The sequence below is a fragment of the Aeromonas sp. s12 genome (assembly GCF_040907925.1).
Classification (GTDB): domain Bacteria; phylum Pseudomonadota; class Gammaproteobacteria; order Enterobacterales; family Aeromonadaceae; genus Aeromonas; species Aeromonas veronii.
In genome coordinates, this window is record NZ_JBFOCT010000008.1 from 218,796 (window position 1) to 235,693 (window position 16,898).

Here is a 16,898-nt window from a genome sequence, read left to right on the forward strand (position 1 = left end):
ATGCATAGGAACCATGCGAGTCAGGTTGTGTTGGCAGAAAAATGAGAAATATCAATGGGTCTTGGTTAATTTGAGCCAGCTCACAGGCCATATGGGTCAGTGCTGTAAAATTGCGCGCGGTCAAGGCGGTGCATGATTGACGGGACGAGGGATTGCGGTCGGAATAGTCATGCAATATAGTTGCCGCCTTTTTCACGGGGTCAGGATTCCCAGCCCCTCCCATATTGCGCGCAGTATGAATACGGACGCTCTGCCGCCGCCTAAATAAACAGGATTGAAATGGACAAGAAACTAGGGCTGGGCGCCCTCATTTCGCTGGTGATCGGCTCCATGGTCGGCGCCGGGGTCTTCAGTCTGCCACAAAACATTGCTGCGCATGCCAGTGCCGGGGCTGTCGCCCTGGGTTGGGCCATCACCGGTCTTGGCATGATCTGTCTCGCGCTGGTCTATCAGAACCTCTCCATGCGCCGCCCCGATCTCGATGGCGGTATCTTCAGCTATGCCAAAGCCGGTTTCGGCGATTTTATCGGCTTCAACGCCGCCTGGGGTTACTGGCTCTGCCAACTGCTGGCCAACGTCTCCTACGCCATCGTAGTGTTTAGCGCCCTGAGCTACTTCTTCGATACGCCGGACAACGTCATCTTCGGTGACGGCAATACACCGGTGGCCATCACGCTGGCCTCCATCCTGATCTGGTCGGTGCATGCACTGGTGCTGCGCGGGGTACAGGTTGCTGCACTGGTGAATATCGTCACCACCATCGCCAAGATGGTGCCGCTCATCGTCTTCTGTGTTGCGATCCTGCTGGCCTTCAACATGGATACCTTCACTCTGGATATCTGGGGCCAGAACAACATGGAGCTGGGCTCCGTGATGGATCAGGTCAAGTCCACCATGAAGGTGACCCTCTGGGTCTTTATCGGGATTGAAGGGGCCGTGGTGGTCTCTGCCCGTGCCCGTCATCGCAAGGATGTGGGCCGCGCGACCGTGCTGGCGCTGCTCGGCGCCCTGACACTCTATGTGATGGTGACCCTGTTCTCGCTAGGTGTCATGAGCCAGCCGCAACTGGCGGCGCTCAAGAACCCTTCGACCGCCATGATCCTCGAAGCCGTGGTCGGCCCCTGGGGCGCCTGGCTTATCAACATCGGTCTGGTGGTGTCGGTGATGGGTGCTCTGCTCAGCTGGACCGTGCTGGCCGCTGAAGTGCCCTACATCGCGGGCAAGACCGGTGTGTTCCCGGGCTGGTTTGCCAAGGAGAACAAGAACGGCTCGCCGCAGGTGTCCCTCTGGTGCTCTACCTGTCTGGTGCAGATCTTCCTGATCATCATCTACTTCCAGAGCAGCACCTATCTGGCGCTGGTCAACATCGCAACCTCGGCGGCGCTGGTGCCTTACGTCTTTTCGGGCGCTTATGGCCTGAAGCTGGCATTGAAAGGGGAGACCTATCAGGGTCAACCTCATCAGCGCAAGCGTGACCTGCTGCTGGCCCTAGTGGCGACGGTTTACGGCTGCTGGCTGGTCTACGCTGCCGGTGTGGAGTACCTGTTGCTGGTGGCGCTGCTCTATAGTCCGGGCATCTTCATCTACTGGAAGGCGCGTCAGCATCACGGTCTGCGCGGCCTTAACCGGTTGGAGCAGGGGATGACGGCGGCCCTGCTTGGCTGTGCCGTGCTGGCCTTCTACAAGGTGATGGACGGTACCATTCCACTGCACTAACCGGCACAATGAAGAGATGGCCCTCGCGCCATCTCTTTTTTTTTTCATGCAGATATCCACTGTTGCCCGGCCGTGTTGGCCAGTTTTTGTTTAACACAGGAATTTTTATGCTGTTTATGGGTTACCTCCTGCTGGGCGCCTTTGCCGGTATGCTGGCGGGACTGTTCGGGATCGGCGGCGGTCTTATCATTGTCCCCGTGCTGGTCATGACCTTTCGCGCCCAGGGCATCGACCCTGAAATCATTACTCATCTGGCCCTTGGCACCTCGTTGCCCACCATGATCTTTACCGGATTCAGCTCGCTGCGGGCCCACCGGGAGGCAGGCGCCGTCGATTGGGTGATGATCCGCCGACTCGGCGCCGGCATGCTGATCGGGGGCTGGCTTGGCGGCATGACCGCCAATCTGCTCAGCACTAGCACCCTCAATATCATCATCGGTTGTTTCGCTTGGAGCATGGCGCTACAGATGGGACTCAACCTTAAACCCAAAGCGGAACGCCATATGCCGGGTCCGCTCGGCACAGGCATTGCCGGTACCATCATTGGCTGGATGTCAGCCCTGTTTGGTATTGGCGGTGGCTCGCTCACGGTCCCTTATCTGAGCTGGAACTCGGTGCCAATGCGCAATGCGGTAGCGGCCTCTGCAGCCTGCAGCATGCCCATCGCGCTGGCGGGGAGCCTCAGCTACCTCTATGCGGGTTGGGGTCATGCCGATCTGCCCGAGTGGAGTGTGGGCTACATCTATCTGCCCGCCCTGCTGGGCATTGTGCTGACCAGTACCCAGTTCGCACGCATTGGCGCCAAGCTGGCACACCGCCTGTCACCCACACGCCTCAAGCAGGCCTTTGCCCTGCTGATGCTGCTGGTGGGGGCGAAATTTATGCTGTTTAGCTGATTCATTCGGCAGATTGTTGAAAAATAAGGCAAACGATCTGTTGGAGGGTAGAAAGCCGTTGCATTGAACGCCCAGTTTGCCTATTCTCCTCGCCGGTGGTCCTATTGGTCCTCTCGCATTGATAACCCGTCGACCTGGTCAGGACCGGAAGGTAGCAGCCAAGGCGGGGGACTCGAGTGCCGGGATGTGGCTGGTAGGGCCACCACTTGTTTCTGCAATTCAATAAGTTAGCTTCCTAAAGCCCTTGGTCATCCACTTTGTGTGGACGACGAGGTGCTCATCGATGAATCTCTGGCTCAGTCCCCACGGCATCTGGTATTACCGGAAAGTCACCACGCTCCCCCGTGGTCGTCGTAAAGAGATCAAAAAATCCCTGCATACCCGAGACAAACTTTGTGCACGTCACAAGGTGACCCAGCTGCTTGCCTGCGTGCGTTCCAGACCCAAGCCCATTCAGTTGCCTGCAGACGTCAATGTTGCCCCACATGAGCAATCAGTACCCCGGAATCCAAGGTTTTATTGTTTGGTGACACGCATGGCTGCGTTGTATTTGAGCCGCCCATGGGAAATATGTCTGTTTATCTCGCTCAGTAGCGTCTCTTTATTGATGGGCTTGGTGATATACCCGTTCATGCCATGGGAAAGATAGTATTGCTTGGATTCCGGCATCGCATCCGCCGTCAGGGCGATGATGGGGATATCTGCCCAAGGCATCTGGGAGGTGCGGATCCGGGTGGTGGCCACCAGGCCATCCATCACTGGCATCTGGACATCCATCAACACCAGATCAAATTCGGTGTGACCCAGTTTCTCCAGCGCCTCTTCTCCCTGAACGGCCAATGTGACCTGATGGCCCACGGAGTCGAGCATGGCGCCGATCACCTTGCGGTTGGTGGCATTGTCATCAACCAGCAAGATGCGATAGCTCTCCTGATCCAGCGGCTTGGACGGCAGGCAAACAATCGAGGGGGTCGTGGCTCTGGCGGGCCAGATGTAGGTAAAAGTACTGCCATGTCCCTCGCTGCTCTCTACCGAGATATCGCCGCCCATCAGGCGTGCGAGGTTACGGGATATCTCAAGTCCCAGGCCCGATCCACCATATTGGCGGGTGATCGAGACATCCGCCTGGGCGAAACGTTGAAACAGGTTCTTTAGCTGACTTTTGCTCATGCCGATCCCGGTGTCCTGGATCGAGATGCGTATCGAGTGGCGATCCTGCTCCAACAGGGTGCTATCAACATGGATCTTTACTTCCCCCTGATGGGTGAACTTGATGGCATTGCTCACCAGGTTGAATAGGATCTGGCGCACCCTCAGCGGGTCGATCATCAACCACTCCGGCGTATCGGGGGCAACAGTCAGGGTCAGTTTGATCCCTTTCGCATCGCAGTTGCTCTGCATCAGGGCCCGGATATCCTCCAGCAGCTGAGGCAAGTGATGGGGGGCCAGTTGCAGCTCGATCTTGCCCTCTTCCAGCTTGGATACATCCAGAATGTCGTTAAGCAGACCGAGCAGATGGTTTGCCGATTCGCGCGCCGTCTCCAGATAGTCTCGCTCCCTCGGATCCATATCTCGGTCGGCCAGCAGTGAGAGCATGCCGAGAATGCCATTCATGGGGGTGCGAATTTCATGGCTCATGTTGGCCAAAAAGCTGCTTTTGGCTCTTGTGCCTGCCTCTGCCGCCTGATTTGCCCGCAGCAGTTTGTCATTGAGCTGCTGCATCAGTTTGTGTTGCAGAAACGAGATATTCATTTGCCGCCAGATCAGCAGGGCGAGCACAAAGAGCAGCGCAAATTGCAGGGTCGCGATGAGTGTCGTCGTGATGATCTGCTCCCTCACGCTGTCGCGACGCGCCACATCAAACAGGGTCGCCTGCTGGTTCACCTCCAGGGTCAGCTGATGGAGCAGGGGGAGCAGGGAGGCAAGCTGTTGGCGCAGCTCCTGATGGGCAAGATTGTCCAGCGGCTTGGTGGCTTCCGGGCCGAGCCAGATATCCGCCAGAGAGATGTAGGAGCGAATGGCTTTGCTTGCCTGCTGGTAGATCTCTGTTTGCTGAAGCAGGCTGCGATCCTTGCTCTCCAACACAAGATCCATGCGGCTGACCAGAATATCGTATCTGAGTTGGAAGGTCGGTTGCGACTCATGGAGCAGCGAGCTTTGAAAACGCAGCGCTTCGTTATAGAGCTGGAAATAGTTCCACATCACGTTGTCTTCGCCCTGGCTGGTACTGCGCTGCAGATCCTGAAATTGCCGGTACTGGATGGTACCTATGCCGGCAAAGGCAAGGAGCAGCACACAAAGCACCACAAACAAGAAACGTTGACTGGCCGCCATGGAACGCATGATGGGATCTACTCCACTTTTATCGCGCTGATCTGCCAGATAGCCCGACCGTAATAGAGCTTGTTTTGCAGTTCGGGATATTGATCGAACGGATAGACAAGGAACAGCGGCCCTTTGTCACGCACCGACAGTGGCTTGCCATTGATCGTGCGGGCGAGGATGACCCGATACTGCTCGGCATCGCTGGTCGGCACCTGTACCGAGTAGTCATTGAGCGCGGTAATGGTGAGCTGTTTGCCGGTTGCCCCGACCTTGGCCAATACATCTTGCAGCAGCGGGCCGCGAAAGGTCTTGGCTTCGTCATACCAGGGGGTATGGGTTTTGATTTCGTGTACCGGCAGTTGATCCAGCATGGCGCTGTCCCACAGGGCCAGAGCCTGATGAGTGGGGCTGCTGATGGCGCCTTCAACCTTCAACACGGCGCTGTCAGGGGAGGGGGCTGCGTATGCGGTGCCGCAAAGGGCTGCCAACAGTGGTGCGATGTAAAGGCCTGCTTTCATGATCTCTCCTTCCTGGAAAATGGCGGCATGGGGGCCGATCCAACGGTGGCTTGTGAAGTGTGTCCAAAGGCAAGCAATAATCGGGCCCAGTCTAATGGACTTGAATTATCAGCCATTTAGCCTGTTATCGGGCGATCTCGGTCAAGGTGAATTGCAGTTTGCAACGTGCGGGGGAGGTTAATTGCAATTTGGCAATCAAAACGAGGAGTGGGTGTCGATGAATAAGGCGCAAAGAGTATCATTTGGAGAACAAGTGCCGTGGCACTGCCCGGCATAACATTTGCAGCGTGCTGAATGCCGTGACAGCAAATAGTCTGAGAATCGACAAGGAGCTAGCGATGGAAAGCATGACTTACACCCTTAATGATATCCAGGTAGTGGTACTGGAAAACGAGTTTGACGCGATGGCCGTCAGTGAGCTCCGCCCGTTGTTTGAAACCCTCTCGACCCACCCGGGAGATATCCTAGCCGATATCAGCGATGTTCATTTTATCGACTCGTCGGGGATCGGAGCCTTGGTATTTCTCTATAAAAGATTGATTATGAACGGGCATCAGATGGCCCTTGTCTGTGGACCCGGTCAACCCCATGACCTGCTGGAGATGCTGCATATCGACCGGGTGATCCCCTGCCATGAGAGCATCAAGGCCTATATGCGTTCACGTGGCATGATGGCCGCTGCATCATGAAACGCTTTGGTATCCTGCTATCGTCCATTCTGCTGTCGGGTTGCGCGCAGTGGCCGCCGGAGGGATATGGCGGCATGGCCGAGGCAAGACCCACCCGTATTCCGGTCAATGAGGATGAACGGCGGGTCTGGTCTCGTTATGATGAGCGTCAGAAGGAACTCGACTTGCAGCTGACGGAATTAAAGCAAGCGAGTCTGCAGGGGTGTATGCCTGCGGAGTTGAAACGACTACAATCTCAACGTATTGATATCGAACGGGATATGCACGGACGGCTCTGGTCGGATGTAGCCTGGCGTCAGACCGTGTTGGCACAATCACTACAACAAGTACGTTTGCGGCTGCAACAGACAACAGCGGATGGCTGTCGTGCTGATTGGTCAGGGCTCCCCTTACGCCAATGGGGGCAGACGTAACAGACGAAAAGGATGTCTATGAAACGGGGCGCTCTCGAAGGATTGATCTGTGTTCTCTTGCTGTTGTTCACCTGCCCGTTACTGGCCTCCACCTTATTGGCTCCCGGTGATCGGTTGGCCATAGTGCAACCCGGTGAGCCTGCTTTTGATCAGCCTTTCCAGATCAACAAGCAGGGGGAGATTGCACTGCCTGAGGTCGGCAACGTCGTGGTGGGAGGAAAGACCCTGCAACAGGCGGATGAGCTGATCCGCACTGCCCTCAAACCTGTTTACAACAACCTCTCTCAATTGACCGTCACCTTGCTGGAGAAGCGGCTGCTGATCAGCGTGATGGGCTATGTCAAAAAACCCGGCAGTTATGATCTGGCTCCCGATGGCAACGTGCAGATGGCCCTCGATGCCGCTGGCGGTCTTGTGCCCGGTGCCCAGCTCAATAATATGCAGGTGCGGCGTGGCAGCACGGTCTCTAGCTTCGACTACAAGCGTTATCTCGATACCGGCGATGCCAGCGTGTTGCCGCCATTGCAATCCCTTGATGTGGTGTTCGTGCCAGCATCCCCTTTGATCGGCAACGTGCAAATAGATTTTGATGCGGCAACCCTGGCGGCAGGCGGGGATGGCGATACCGGCAAGGCGATCAAGGTATTTGGCGAGGTCAACAGCCCCGGCGCCTTCAGTTTCAAGAGTGGCAACTCCATCGTGGATCTGCTGATGCGAGCCGGTGGGGTGACCCGTTTTGCCGGGGTGGAGCGGATCCGGGTGATCAATGGTGATGCCCCCGAACTGTTCGATCTCAAAGCCTATCTCGACTCCGGCAACAACAAGCTGCTGCCCAATCTGGCGCCGGGCGCCACCATCTTCGTGCCCAAGGATGAAGAGCAGATAAAACGGGGGGCACGCACTATCTACATCATGGGCGAGGTGTTCAAACCCGGCGCCTATGAGGGGCGGGAAGGGGACTCCTTCCTCGATATTCTGGCCAATGCCGGTGGCCCGACCCGCTATGCCGAGAGTCGCCAGATCCGTTTGCTGCGCACCGATGGCACGATCGAACCCATCGACTTGCAGGCCTATACCGAAGGGATGCAAAAGGCGCTGCCCCAAGTCAAACCCGGTGATGCCATCTTTGTGCCGGAAAAAACCGATATCAACGAGAAGTCCTGGTTGAAGGTGGCACCCGGGCGGGCGGTGATGGTGATGGGGGCGGTGCGGATCCCGGGGCGTTATGAATGGTCTGACGAAATGTCGTTGCTGGATCTGATCGCCCACGCCGGTGGCCCCAACGAGCGGGCCGATATCGCCAAGGTGCAGATCCTGACCGCCGCAGGGGGGCAGGCCACGCCAACCCTGTTTGATCTCGACAAGTTCCTTCATCAGGGCGGGGCGCTGGCCAGCCTGCCGAAGATCCGGGCCGGATTCACCATCATGATCCCCGAGCTGCCCACCGATCCCAGTGACAACAAGTCCCAATGGGTGCGCCAGTCACCGGACAGTTCCATCTATATCTTCGGTCAGGTCGGGGCCCCCGGTCGCTATGCCTTCAATGAGCAGATGGGCTTTATCGACATCCTGTCGGCCGCCGATGGTCCGACTGCGGCGGCGGATCTGCGCAATGTGCGCATCGCCCATCGCAGTGGCAGCACGGCGCGGGTCAGCAAGCTCGACCTTGCCCTCTACTTTGAAACTGGCGATGAAACCTTGCTGCCCAAGGTGCTGCCCGGAGACTCTATCTACCTGCCGGAGAAGAATCGCCCCTGGCTCGACGAGCCGAAGGAGAACACCATTCGGGTGTTGGGGGCGATTGCCCGTCCCGGTCGCTACCGCTTTGACTCCTCCATGACCCTGCTGGATCTGCTGGCCGAGGCAGGGGGCCCGACCAGCAGCGCCTATATCAAGAAGATTGTGGTGATCAACATGGCTACCAGTGGTCAGGGGGATCAGGCCCGCAGCTTCGATCTCGACGGCTTTGCCAAAGAGCCCGACTTTAGCCAGTTACCGGTGCTGCGCGCAGGGGACACCGTCTTTATCCCTGACAGCAAGAGCAGCAACTGGGCCATTTTCATGGATGGCATGCGCGATATCTTGACCACGATCTCGGTGGTGGCCCTGGTCGGGACGCTTTGATATGAGCATCCCCATTCAATATCTGGAGCTCGAATCCCTCTACGCGGCGACGGTCGCCCGGGGGATCCGCTCGCTGGCGGTCACCTCGTCGGAAGGGGGGGAGGGGGTGAGCTCCATCTGCGATGCGCTGGCAAGGCGCTCGGAGGCGGATGGGCTGCGCACCCTGCTGGTGGATCTCAATCTCTATCACCCCGGCCGCGCCACGGCGGTTGCCTGGGGTCCCAATGATGTGCCCGAGCCGGTGGCCACTGGCCGCTCCTTGTCCTTGCTCCCGGCGCCGGGCAAGGATCTGATGGCCTTTCGCAATAAGGATACCTTGCGTCAGCTGCTGGTTCGCTGGCTGGAGCATTACGATGTGGTGATCTTCGATACCTCGCCGCTCACCGCCCTCAATCGGGGCAATATTCCGGCCGATCAGGTGTGTGGGGCCTGTGAAGGGGCGCTGCTGGTGGTGCTGGCGGGGGTGACCCCGACGACCGTGGTACAAAGTGCGGTGGATAAACTGACCCGTGCCGAGGCCAATCTGATTGGCGCTGTCTATAACGACAAGCTCAACCCGGGGCTGGCCAGCGAGATCCTGCGCGAGCTCAACCGGTTGCCCAGCAACCGGGTGACCGAATGGCTCAAGCGCTGGTGCCGTCGCAGTGCCTTGCTCAATTTCCGGATCTGATCGCCCGCTGATGGAGGCCCGCTATGGATGACTGGTTGCGATCTGCTCCGGCAACCCTGCAGGCGGTGCGCGAACTGCGCAACCGGCTGGCGCAGGGACTCTCCCTGTTTCAGGTCTCCCCAAAGGATCAAGCCAACTGGCTGCTCTGTTTCAGTGAGCTGGCCACCAATAGCGTCAAACACACAGCGCCTCCCGCGACCCGGCTCTGGCTCACGCTGAAAGAGGATGAAACGGGCTTGAGTCTGATACTGGAAGATGATGGTGGCCCGCAACCCGGTCTTGCCAGTGCGCCGTTACCCGATGAGCTGCAGGAGGGGGGATACGGGCTGGCGCTGGTGCACCAGCTGTTTGCCGAGGTGCACTTCTCTCGCGACGGTGATCGCAATCGCGTGACCCTTCGCCAGCAGGGCCCGGTCAACCAGCTGCCGGTGATCGCGGTGATCGACGATGACAAGGTGATGCGTGCCTTGCTCACCGCCTACCTTCATGAGCACTATCGGGTTGAAAGTTATGCCGACTCCCATGCCGCCCTGCTGGCGCTCGGGAAGCAACCTCCCGCGCTGGTGCTCTCCGATATCGAGATGGAGGGGATCGATGGCTTTGGGCTGCGCCAGCAGTTGATGAAGGATCCCAAGATGAAGGGGGTGCCCTTTATCTTCCTGACCGGTCATCAGGATCAGTGGACCCAGAGTCGGGCGGGGGCGCTGGGGATCGATGACTTTCTGGTCAAGCCCATCACCAAGCAGGACCTGTTGCTGGCGGTTTCGCGGGTGCTGCAACGCTCGGAGCAGCTCAAGTCGCAATGGGGCGAACAGCTGGATCAGCGCATGACCTCGGCGCTGCGCCCGTTATTGCCCGCCACCTCGATAGGGGGATACCAGCTGGCGTTGCAAACCCGCGCGGCCACCGTGGGGGGCGGGGACTTTCTGCTGGTCAAGGATCGGGTGCTGTGGCTCGGGGATGTGATGGGCCACGATGCAGAAGCCAAGTTCTTTGCCCATGCCTATGCCGGTTATCTGCGCGGTTTGCTGACGGCGCACGATCTGGAGCGCGCCCCCGCCCGTTTGCTGACCATCTTGTCCAATGCGGTTCACAGTGATCCGCTCCTTGGGGCTACCCTGCTCACCACCCTCTGTATTGAGCTCGGCAACGAGGGGCGGGTGCAGTGGGCCAGCGCGGGCCACCCTGCGCCCTGGCTGGTCGGGCCCGGCACCATCCGTCAGGTCGGCGTGACCGGCCCCTTGCCCGGTTTGCGCCCGGATCCCCACTTCGTGACCAATGAGCGTCAGCTCAAGCCCGGCGAGATCCTGCTGTTCTGGACCGACGGCCTGCTCGATAGCCGTGATGCCGCAGAGCGCCAGCGCTGGGAGGCGCAGCTCAAGGCGATCTGCCTGACCTCGGGGCCCGGTCTTGAGCAACTGGCTCATCGCATTGCCCGCTGGTTTGATGAACGCATCAATGATGCCGCCCTCGATGACATGACCCTCTTGCTGGTCGCCTGTCCCGGCGCCTGATCCTGCCCCTCTTTGCCTGACTGGCCCGCTCTATGCAGCGCCTCATTTCAGGTGGCATGGAGCCACGGGAGGAGGGCCTTATGTTACCCATGCAGCAGATCTGGCTGGCTATCGATGCGCGTCAGGTCGGTGGAATTGAAGTTCACATTATCCATCTCGCCAACGATCTGCTGGCCAGGGGATTTCGCCCCACCATAGTGCTGGTGAGCAACCACGGTATGACCCCCTTTACGACCCTGCTCAAACAACAGGGCTTGCCCTACGAGGTGTGCCAAAACAGCCGCGATTTTATGCGCCGTCTGGCCCGCCAGCCGGCTTCTGTGCTGATCCATACCCACGGCTACAAGGCCGGGGTGCTGGGGCGGCTGACAGCCTGGTTCACCGGTAAATCGGTGGTCTCGACTTTTCACAGTGGAGATGACGGGGAGGGTTTGCTGAAGTTTTACAGCTGGCTGGATCGCACCACAGCGCGTTTTGCGAAGTGTATTGCAGTGAGCGAGCCCATCGCTCGCAAATTGCCTGTGCCAAGCACGGTGATCAGCAACTTTGTCCCCATGCCTGCGACGCCGGCTACGGTAACTGGCAACCGGATTGCCTTTGTCGGCCGCCTCTCGCCGGAAAAGGGGCCGGAGGCGTTCTGCCAGCTCGCAGCCTTCTGCCCGGAGGGAGCGTTTCATCTCTACGGGGATGGCCCCATGAAAAGTGCCTTGTTGCAGCAGTATGGTGATCGCGTCCAACTTCATGGTTTCCAGAACATGGCCAATGAGTGGCACAATATTGACCTGCTCTGCATCACCTCCCGCTTTGAAGGGTTGCCGCTGGTGGCCCTGGAGGCGATGGCTCACGGCATACCGGTCTGTACCTTTGCGGTGGGGGGCCTGGTCAATCTGATCGACCACAAATCCAATGGCTGGCTGGTAGAGCCCGGCCATGTGCGGGATATGGCGGAGCTGGTCAACTACTGGCTGCGCAGCGATGGGGTGGTGCGCAGCAAAATGAGTCAGGCGGCCCGCAACACCATAGCCCGCGGGTACAGCGTCAACAACAGGGTGACCGATATTCTGGCCGTCTACGGCGCCTGAATCACCGAGAAACCAGTCAAAACGAGTGGCCACTGGCTACTCGTTTTTTATGTGCCGGTGTTAGGGGTTGCAGGGGGCGGATTGCTTCGGTGATCACGCAACGTTTGGGTTTCTGCGGTGGGGCAAGCGGACATCAGGCCTGTGGATGGGGCCAGATGATGGCGATCAGGTCGCTGACTTCTCAGTGATCACCGCGGACGTGCCACAAAGATGCGCCATAAAAAAGGCCATTGCAGTGGCAATGGCCTGATGGTCTCGAGGTGTGGCTGAGATTGGCGGGATTAGCGCCCCTTTTTGCCAACCATGATGGCAATCGTCTTACCGATGATATGCATATCCTGCACCAGCCAGCGCCAGGGGTGGAGCAGGGCGACCGAGTAGGCCAGATCGAACGCCAGCTTGCTGCGCACATCATCCAGCGATTCGTCATAACCCTGGTTGACCTGCGCCAGACCGGTAATGCCGGGGGCCACTTCATAGGTGCGTTCGATAAAGTACGGCACCGCATCTTCCAGCCGGTTGGCGATCCCGGGTCGCTCCGGACGGGGGCCGATCAGCGACATCTCCCCCTTGAGCACATTGATAAACTGCGGCAGCTCATCGAGCCGGGTTTTGCGCAGAAAGTCGCCGCTGCGGGTGATCCGGCTGTCCCCCTTGCCACACCAGACCGGCCCGGTGCCCGCCTCGGCGTCGGCGCGCATGGTGCGAAACTTGATCATGAAAAAGAGCTCGGTATGGGTGGCGTGGCTGCGCCCGATCCGCAGCTGACGAAAGAACACAGGCCCCGGGCTATCGAGCCGGATGGCCAGCATGATCAGCGGCCACAACGGCAGCGTCAGCAGCAGGCCAAGAGTGGCACCGAGCAGATCCATGCTGCGTTTGACCACCAGGGTCAATCTTGGAATGGGGTGTGTCATACGGCTTTCTCCTGTGACATGAAACGTATGGGGGCGCGCAGGCAGTAGCGCAGGGTGCCCATGCCGTTGTACCAGTGTCCGAGTACCAGATAGTGGATCTTGCGAAACAGATTGGGCCAGGGGTGCACAGGGGTCAGCTGGATCAGGATGACCAGCAGATACCCCAGCAGTTGCAGCCCCAGCAGCAGCTGAAACAGCAGGGATTGGGTGGCCAGCGGGATGGCGCAGAGCCACAGCAGGGTCAGGCAGAGCGGCATCAACACCCGCAGCCCCTTGCCACTGGCAAAGTTGAAGGCAACCCAGCCGAACTTGGGGTGCAGCAGGGGGAGCAACCGCAACAGCTGCTGGGTGTTGCCAGCGCCGATCCGCTTGCGCCGTGTCGCTTCCAGCGCGGCATTGGAAACTTCCAGCTCCAGTGCGGCGCAGCGATTGTCATAAACAGCCCGATACCCCTTGGCGATGGCCTGCATCGGCAGGATGAAATCGTCGTTGATGGTATCGGCGGCCAGCGGGGTGAGGCACTCCCGGCGCATCATGTAAAAGGCCCCGTGAGCCCCCAGCATGCCGCCAAGGGCCGACTCGCAGAGTTTGATCTGGCTTTGATAGTGCCAGTAACTCTCCTCGCCCTGAGAGCCCGGTTGCCAGAAGCGGTATGCTTCCCCGACCACCCCTACCTTGGGATCGGCAAAATGGGCGACCGCCAGCAGCAGGCTGTCGATGGGCAGCAGGGCCGAGACATCGGTGAGGGCCACCAGATCGCTGTGCACCCGGGTCATGGCCTCGTTGAGCACGGCGACCTTGCCGCGATTGCGGGGGTGATCAAACAGCCTGATCTGCAACTGCTGCAGGGCGGGATCACCGAGCTGGCTCAGCGCAATGGGGTAACTGTTGTCGCTGCAGCCGTCGAAATGCACATGTACCCACAGCTTGTCGGCGGGGTAATCGAGGCTGGCGAGGTTTTGCAGCTTGGCCGCGATGGTCGCCGCCTCGTTGTAGACCGGCATCAGCAAAGTGATGGTCGGCAGCGCCTCATCGGTGGCGTCTGTTTTGAACCCTCGATCCAGAGGGCGCGGTGGATTGGCTACCTTGCGCGCCTGCCGACCACCGAATTTGAGCAGCAGGGGATAGCCGACATGGTGGTAGACCACCAGTACAGCGCACAGCCAGAACACGATCATGATCCATTCCATGGGATGCTCCTCTGGTCATCGGGTCGCTTGATCAGCGGCTGTAAAGCTGCTGATAGGCCTGAGCCATCCGGCTCAAGCTGCTTTGCTGGCACACAAACTCTCGGGTGACGGCACGCAGGCTATGGCAGTGCAGCAACCCTTGTGCCAGAAGCTGGGCAAGGCGGTCGGGATCCCGCTCCGACAGGATATGACCGCTGGCCTGGCAGACGATCTCTCTGGCCGCTCCCACATCGCTCATCACCACCGGCACCCCGCACGCCTGCGCTTCCAGCACGCAAAGCGGCATCCCCTCCGCCAGCGAGGGGAGGCAGAAAAGATCCAGCCCCTGATAGAAGCGCGGCATGTTTTCGACCAGCCCCAGAAAATGGACCCGATGGGAGATCCCCAGCTGCTGACACTGTTGTTGCAACGCATTTTGCAAACTGCCGACCCCTGCCAACGCAAGATGCACCTCCTCCGGCAGGGCGCGGATTGCCTCCAGCAGCAAGGTGTGACCCTTGACCGACTCAAGGCGGGCGGCGCAGCCAATCAGTTTGACCCCTTGCGGCAATCCCATCTCCTGACGGGCGAGGGCGGCGGCGCCCGGGGCAAAGCGCAGCTCATCGATGCCGTTGGGGATCACGGTTGGCGACAGCTGGCCCAGCTTGGCCAGCAGCTGGTTGGCCACCGGCGTGGCATCGGCCACCAGAATGGGTTTGAAGGCGCGCAGTCCCCACAGGGCCAGCGTGCGCTGATGGGGATCATCGAGATACCAGGCATCGTGCTCTGTGTGTACCAGGGTGGGCACCCGGGCCAGCCGACTGGCCAGACCGCCATAGAGCATGGGCCCCAGATGGTGGGTATGTACCGCGACGGGCTTGAGTTGGCGCAGCAGTCGGGTGAGCCGCCAGAGGGTCGCCAGCGACCAGCCCGCGGGCTTTTCCAGACAGTGAATGTGGTCCGCGAAGGGATGCAGGGCGGGCCATGCCCTTAGCACATCCCCTTTGCGCCCTTCGAGGGAGATGATATGCACCGGCTGCTCGGCAGGGCTCGCCTGAGTGAGGTTGAGCACCATGGTCTCCAGCCCGCCCGGCTGCAGGTGCTGCACGATTTGCACGACAGGTTGTAAGACGGGCTGGGCGCTGGCGCCCCTGCGGGGATGGGGTCTGTGCGACGGGGTTGATGACAACATGGTTCGCGCTCCGGCAAGGGAAGGGGTGACACCCCGGATAGCGGGAGAATGCGAATCTTGTACCACTCTTGTGATCTGACCACAGAGGCGATCAGCACCTCTGGTGGCACTGCCTTTGCATCGTGCGGGGGGAGGGCTTTTCTCAGGGAGTGATGCCATGCCTGTCCAGTTCTATTACAACCTCTACATCATTCTCTTTGCCGCCTGGCGGCGCCGCTATCTGCTGGTGATCCCGGTACTGGTGATGCCGCTGGTGGGCGTGACGGTCGGCCTGCTCACCCCCAAGGAGTATGAGAGCCGCACCACCTTTATGGTGCCGCAAGATGCCAACCAGACCCCGACCCTCAAGGATCTGATCACTCAGGAGAGTCTCAAGGATCGCTTTGCGGTGCTCGAAGCCCTGCTGCGCAGCCGTTATGTGCTGGACGGGGTGGCGCGGGATCGCGGCCTGGTCAATGACGAGACCTCGCCTGCCCAGCGCGATGCCATCATGGACTGGCTCTCGAGTGCCGTCTCGCTGCGGCTGATCGGCGATGAGGTGATCGAGATAAAGGTCAAGGCGGATTCGGCGGCCAACAGCGCCGGTTTGCTCGAAGCCATTTCACGGCGCTTCTTCTTCAACCTGCTCAGCAAGGGGCGCCAGTCGGCGGAATCGTCCGAACGTTTCCTGCAAAGCCAGCTCGACAGCCGCCGCAGCGAACTGCAAGCGGCTGAGCAGCTGCTCGCCGATTTTAAACGGGAGCATGCCAGCGCTTTGCCCCAGCAGCAGAGTACCAACGTCGCCCGTCTCTATGGCTTGCAGGAGCGTTATGCAGAGAGCCTGATCACCCTGCAGCAGGCCAAGGCCCGGGTCGATCAGCTATCGCTGGGGCAGGAGAGCCAGCTGGCCCGCCAACTGGATGAGAAGCTGCAGCTGATGCGCACCGAGCTGGTATTGCTGCGTGCCCGCTACAGCGACGAGCACAGCAAGGTGCAGAGTCTGCGCTATCAGATTGACCAGTTGCAGCAGGAGTTCGAGCAGCTCAAATCCCAGCCGGATATGGCCCGCGGGCCCGAGTGGCAACTGGCCCAGACGCAGCTGACGGAGGCGGAGCAAAACACCGCCGGCCTGAAGAGTCAGCTGGATGGGCTGGACAAGGTGGTCGACTCCCAGGGAGATACCGAGCGCCAACTCGCCGAGCTGGAGCGGGATCTGGCGGTCAAACGCACCCTCTATCAGGATTTGCTGCTGCGCTATGAGAAGGCCAAGGTGACCGGTGATCTGGGCAACTTCGAGCAGGGGGAGCGGATCAAGGTGATCGACAAACCCTTCGCCCCCAGCAAGCCGAGCAACTACCCGCTCTGGCTGTTTCTGCTGGCGGGAATTGTTGGCGGGCTGGGGCTCGGTTGCGGTCTGGCGCTGGTGGCCGAACTGGCGGATGCCAGCCTGCGCCGCTCCGATCAGCTGGCCACCCTGGTCAAGGCGCCGGTGCTAAGCCGCATTCCCTACTGCGAGCCGGTGCCGGACTATCCATCCAATAGTGATCATGCGCTGGATGGGCAGGTGTTGCCCTTATCACCGGAGCCGGGGTGATTGCCGTAAAAACGGGCTATCAGCCTGAATCTGGATATTTCTGAAAAGGTCTTGTGATAAGGCCTTTTTTATAGTAAGCGAAGGTGCATTATATAAAGAT

General features: G+C 59.6%; 14 protein-coding genes and 1 other RNA gene. 10 read left to right on the top strand and 5 right to left on the bottom strand.

From position 1 onward, the window contains the following. The first annotated feature begins 279 nt into the window (after positions 1–279). The 3 genes from arcD to ffs all read left to right on the top strand — a co-directional run bounded on the left by arcD (position 280) and on the right by ffs (position 2,811). Positions 280–1,716, top strand: a complete 1,437-nt coding sequence (gene arcD / locus AB5Y67_RS03265) for an arginine-ornithine antiporter (RefSeq protein WP_005336921.1) — start codon at positions 280–282, stop codon at positions 1,714–1,716. A 107-nt stretch (positions 1,717–1,823) separates the two neighbouring features. Then, positions 1,824–2,612 carry a sulfite exporter TauE/SafE family protein gene (locus AB5Y67_RS03270; protein WP_005336920.1) on the top strand — a complete coding sequence of 263 codons (789 nt, stop codon included), beginning with the start codon at positions 1,824–1,826 and terminating at the stop codon, positions 2,610–2,612. A 102-nt stretch (positions 2,613–2,714) separates the two neighbouring features. Then, positions 2,715–2,811, top strand: an RNA gene (gene ffs / locus AB5Y67_RS03275) — signal recognition particle sRNA small type. 317 nt (positions 2,812–3,128) lie between these two features. Here ffs and AB5Y67_RS03280 read toward each other — a convergent pair. Both AB5Y67_RS03280 and AB5Y67_RS03285 read right to left on the bottom strand, forming a co-directional pair. Then, the gene (locus tag AB5Y67_RS03280; protein WP_047435143.1) at positions 3,129–4,955 is read right to left on the bottom strand and encodes an ATP-binding protein; all 1,827 of its coding nucleotides are present in this window, start codon (positions 4,953–4,955) and stop codon (positions 3,129–3,131) included. An 8-nt stretch (positions 4,956–4,963) separates the two neighbouring features. After that, positions 4,964–5,455, bottom strand: a complete 492-nt coding sequence (locus tag AB5Y67_RS03285; RefSeq protein WP_005351410.1) for a molybdopterin-dependent oxidoreductase — start codon at positions 5,453–5,455, stop codon at positions 4,964–4,966. A gap of 338 nt (positions 5,456–5,793) precedes the next feature. Between AB5Y67_RS03285 and AB5Y67_RS03290 the strand changes: the two genes are divergently transcribed. The 6 genes from AB5Y67_RS03290 (at position 5,794) to AB5Y67_RS03315 (ending at position 11,947) form a co-directional block, all read left to right on the top strand. Next, entirely contained in the window at positions 5,794–6,144 is a 351-nt protein-coding gene (locus AB5Y67_RS03290; protein ID WP_005333409.1) for an STAS domain-containing protein, read from the top strand. After that, entirely contained in the window at positions 6,141–6,557 is a 417-nt protein-coding gene (locus AB5Y67_RS03295) for a hypothetical protein (protein WP_005351415.1), read from the top strand. The genes AB5Y67_RS03290 and AB5Y67_RS03295 overlap by 4 nt, the downstream gene beginning before the upstream one ends. Before the next feature lie 18 nt (positions 6,558–6,575). Then, entirely contained in the window at positions 6,576–8,681 is a 2,106-nt protein-coding gene (locus AB5Y67_RS03300; protein WP_199427454.1) for an SLBB domain-containing protein, read from the top strand. Position 8,682: 1 nt separating this feature from the next. Next, on the top strand, positions 8,683–9,351 hold the full coding sequence (locus AB5Y67_RS03305; RefSeq protein ID WP_005360129.1) for a tyrosine-protein kinase family protein: 669 nt from the start codon (positions 8,683–8,685) through the stop codon (positions 9,349–9,351). Positions 9,352–9,374: 23 nt separating this feature from the next. After that, on the top strand, positions 9,375–10,865 hold the full coding sequence (locus AB5Y67_RS03310; protein WP_199427455.1) for a SpoIIE family protein phosphatase: 1,491 nt from the start codon (positions 9,375–9,377) through the stop codon (positions 10,863–10,865). Between the two features lie 80 nt (positions 10,866–10,945). Next, a complete protein-coding gene (locus AB5Y67_RS03315; RefSeq protein WP_139735580.1) occupies positions 10,946–11,947 on the top strand; it encodes a glycosyltransferase family 4 protein in 1,002 nt (333 codons plus the stop codon). 281 nt (positions 11,948–12,228) lie between these two features. On the opposite strand, the gene AB5Y67_RS03320 is transcribed toward AB5Y67_RS03315, so the two are convergent. Genes AB5Y67_RS03320 through AB5Y67_RS03330 form a run of 3 tightly spaced genes read right to left on the bottom strand, consistent with a single transcriptional unit; the run spans position 12,229 to position 15,141 of the window. Then, complete coding sequence (locus AB5Y67_RS03320) at positions 12,229–12,864, bottom strand: sugar transferase (RefSeq protein WP_199427456.1); 636 nt, start codon at positions 12,862–12,864, stop codon at positions 12,229–12,231. Continuing rightward, a complete protein-coding gene (locus AB5Y67_RS03325; protein ID WP_069527365.1) occupies positions 12,861–14,054 on the bottom strand; it encodes a glycosyltransferase family 2 protein in 1,194 nt (397 codons plus the stop codon). The genes AB5Y67_RS03320 and AB5Y67_RS03325 overlap by 4 nt, the downstream gene beginning before the upstream one ends. 31 nt (positions 14,055–14,085) lie before the next feature. Beyond that, positions 14,086–15,141: a glycosyltransferase gene (locus tag AB5Y67_RS03330; protein WP_325793792.1), complete on the bottom strand. Its 1,056-nt coding sequence runs from the start codon at positions 15,139–15,141 to the stop codon at positions 14,086–14,088. A 241-nt stretch (positions 15,142–15,382) separates the two neighbouring features. Between AB5Y67_RS03330 and AB5Y67_RS03335 the strand changes: the two genes are divergently transcribed. Continuing rightward, positions 15,383–16,798, top strand: a complete 1,416-nt coding sequence (locus tag AB5Y67_RS03335) for a GumC family protein (RefSeq protein WP_368207572.1) — start codon at positions 15,383–15,385, stop codon at positions 16,796–16,798. Positions 16,799–16,898 lie beyond the last annotated feature (100 nt).

Bases quoted from the DNA above. Each gene is read 5' to 3' on its own strand.
- arcD (WP_005336921.1), top strand. From the start codon at position 280: ATGGACAAGAAACTAGGGCTGGGCGCCCTCATTTCGCTGGTGATCGGC.
- AB5Y67_RS03335 (WP_368207572.1), top strand. From the start codon at position 15,383: ATGCCTGTCCAGTTCTATTACAACCTCTACATCATTCTCTTTGCCGCC.
- AB5Y67_RS03270 (WP_005336920.1), top strand. From the start codon at position 1,824: ATGCTGTTTATGGGTTACCTCCTGCTGGGCGCCTTTGCCGGTATGCTG.
- AB5Y67_RS03320 (WP_199427456.1), bottom strand. From the start codon at position 12,864: ATGACACACCCCATTCCAAGATTGACCCTGGTGGTCAAACGCAGCATG.
- AB5Y67_RS03315 (WP_139735580.1), top strand. From the start codon at position 10,946: ATGTTACCCATGCAGCAGATCTGGCTGGCTATCGATGCGCGTCAGGTC.
- AB5Y67_RS03310 (WP_199427455.1), top strand. From the start codon at position 9,375: ATGGATGACTGGTTGCGATCTGCTCCGGCAACCCTGCAGGCGGTGCGC.
- AB5Y67_RS03300 (WP_199427454.1), top strand. From the start codon at position 6,576: ATGAAACGGGGCGCTCTCGAAGGATTGATCTGTGTTCTCTTGCTGTTG.
- AB5Y67_RS03305 (WP_005360129.1), top strand. From the start codon at position 8,683: ATGAGCATCCCCATTCAATATCTGGAGCTCGAATCCCTCTACGCGGCG.
- AB5Y67_RS03285 (WP_005351410.1), bottom strand. From the start codon at position 5,455: ATGAAAGCAGGCCTTTACATCGCACCACTGTTGGCAGCCCTTTGCGGC.
- AB5Y67_RS03295 (WP_005351415.1), top strand. From the start codon at position 6,141: ATGAAACGCTTTGGTATCCTGCTATCGTCCATTCTGCTGTCGGGTTGC.
- AB5Y67_RS03290 (WP_005333409.1), top strand. From the start codon at position 5,794: ATGGAAAGCATGACTTACACCCTTAATGATATCCAGGTAGTGGTACTG.
- AB5Y67_RS03280 (WP_047435143.1), bottom strand. From the start codon at position 4,955: ATGCGTTCCATGGCGGCCAGTCAACGTTTCTTGTTTGTGGTGCTTTGT.
- AB5Y67_RS03325 (WP_069527365.1), bottom strand. From the start codon at position 14,054: ATGGAATGGATCATGATCGTGTTCTGGCTGTGCGCTGTACTGGTGGTC.